The 2,012-nt window shown below is 60.1% G+C and carries 3 protein-coding genes; 1 reads left to right on the plus strand and 2 read right to left on the minus strand.

The window, feature by feature from the left end; genetic code table 11:
• Nucleotides 1-360, plus strand: a 360-nt coding sequence (locus tag ASL10_RS16485) for a hypothetical protein (RefSeq protein WP_235452444.1), incomplete at its 5' end; no start/stop codon positions are given.
• Nucleotides 361-473: 113 nt separating this feature from the next.
• On the opposite strand, the gene ASL10_RS04740 is transcribed toward ASL10_RS16485, so the two are convergent.
• Entirely contained in the window at nt 474-794 is a 321-nt protein-coding gene (locus ASL10_RS04740; protein WP_056044923.1) for a hypothetical protein, read from the minus strand.
• 220 nt (nt 795-1,014) lie between these two features.
• The gene (locus ASL10_RS15940) at nt 1,015-1,470 is read right to left on the minus strand and encodes a hypothetical protein (RefSeq protein WP_157485286.1); all 456 of its coding nucleotides are present in this window, start codon (nt 1,468-1,470) and stop codon (nt 1,015-1,017) included.
• Nucleotides 1,471-2,012: the final 542 nt, after the last annotated feature.

The following is a 2,012-nucleotide window of genomic DNA, read 5'->3' on the forward strand; positions in this document are numbered from 1 at the left end:
TCGATCCCATCTGCAGCACTCCGATTCACGGTGGTGTTGCAACGACCACCTGAACCCAAGGATACCTCTTCGGACGGCACCTGCCCTTGGCGGTATCTTGCGAAGGGTTGTGTCCCGAACCGATCTCCTCAGTGCCCGAGCTTCTCCCTTGCGATCGATATGGATCAACTGATGCCCTCCAAGATGCCTCACTGGCGAAAGCTCATGGGCGTGGCCTCGATCTTCTATCTCCTCGGGGCGACGCTATTCATCCTGAAGGCGTTTGAGGCGCTGCCTAACCCCCTCGCATTCCTAGGTGTGGGGCTGATTGCGATCGGCCTTTACTTCAATGTCCGAGCCATGGCTGAGATGCGACGCTAACCGCCACTGGGGTGAAGGGCCGATCTGCAGCGGCTACGGGCCCTGTCCCGATAGCCGATCGGCCAGCGGCCGCTAGGTCAACCGGGGATCACGCTGGGCAGAGAGCCCATTCTTCAAGGCCCCGCTATGAGGGTGACGAGCACGAAGAGTGCCGGCACGCAGACGAGCCCGAAGAGGGCTGAGCCCACAGCCCACACGACCTTGCTGTTCACGCCGACCTTTTGGTCGAGAAGTGCGGCAAGTGTGCCCCCGAAAGCCAGGAGGGGAGGGAGGGGCAGAAGGAACAACGCGAGTCGCGCGCCGCCCGAGACGTAGGGACTAGGCAGCAGAGGGAGCAAGACGAGGAGTACGAAAGCTGCCGCGAGAAGCGCAGCAGCGATGCGAGGGACCCGTCGCTGCTGAAGGCGAGACTGGGTGCCGTCGTCGTAGGACATGACCCATCATTTCTCTGAATCGGTGGCAGCTAGGTCGCAAGACTTGGTCTGCCCGATTGAGGATCGGTTCACGAGACAGCCCAGACCTGGCAGCTGCCCCTTGCAGTTCATAACAGACGGTTGTGTAGCGAGCCGACCTCCTTCTAGTAGCGGGGGCCGTAGGCATGTCGATACGGCAGAGCGCCCGTCAAAGGAGGGGTGTGCGATCGCGATAGGTGGGTCACTTGGGAAGGCGCAACGACACCACCGTCAGGCCTTCGGCAGGAACATCGCAATCTTTCAAGCCGTCATAGGGCATTTTTTGGCCCTCGAACTCGGCTCGAATAGTGGTGACGCCGGCGGTCATTCCGTCTGGTCCGTCGAATCGGATAACTTCACCAAATTGACCATGGTTTTGGTTGGCGACCGTGAACCCCTGGTCTTCTAGGACTGATGTCGCTCCAGGAATGAGGTTCTCGTCTCTCAGGGCGATATGTCTGCTGAACTCGTTGCCCGTTTGGTCAAAGGGTCCTGGCTGAAACCGATAATCGCAACTGGCCTCGCCAAGACTGCCGAGGTCGAGCTGCTCGAAGCGGCTGTCGATGGCCGCCATCTGGCGAGCCTCGCTCGAAGCGCATCCGGTCTGAATCAGCGCCAGGCCTGCGACGACGAGCGTGATGCAGCTCTTTGCTTTCACTTTGGCTCCTTGTCAGCCGGATTGTGAGTGGCTTCGGTGTGCGCGCACACTTTCGTCGGTTCAGTGTCCGGGACTGCATGACTCGTCGTGAGCGGCGTTCCGCTGGACGATATTGCATCGTTTTCGTTCGGGTGTGGTGGAAACTCGTTTCTTGTGCCCGATAACCGATCGGTGGTTGGCCTCGTCCGAGGGCTCTCCTACGTTCTCGTTGTCAGCTCGCAGTGGTTGCGGGCTGAAGCTGCGACCGTAGATCGTTGACTTGGTGGCCTGGACGCCGAGCGCCGCCCGATAGGGGATCAGCTTCCGGACGCGCCCAGAAGTCAGAGGTCGAGTTCCCCGTTGTCCCTACGGAAGCTGGGATGGGGGCTGCTGCCCCCAGAACGGCTTACGCGATAGTGACGCGGATACCGTCGTCGCTTGCTACGTAGCGCTCATCTGACGTCCCTCTTTCGATCGCGAAGGATTCGTCGGAAGAGTAGGGAGTTAGAACGACTAATTGGTGCAAGCCGCCCTTTTCTCGTTCCCAGACCTGGTTGAGAGAG

Origin of the sequence: Frigoribacterium sp. Leaf8, from assembly GCF_001421165.1 — a bacterium.
GTDB lineage: Bacteria > Actinomycetota > Actinomycetes > Actinomycetales > Microbacteriaceae > Frigoribacterium.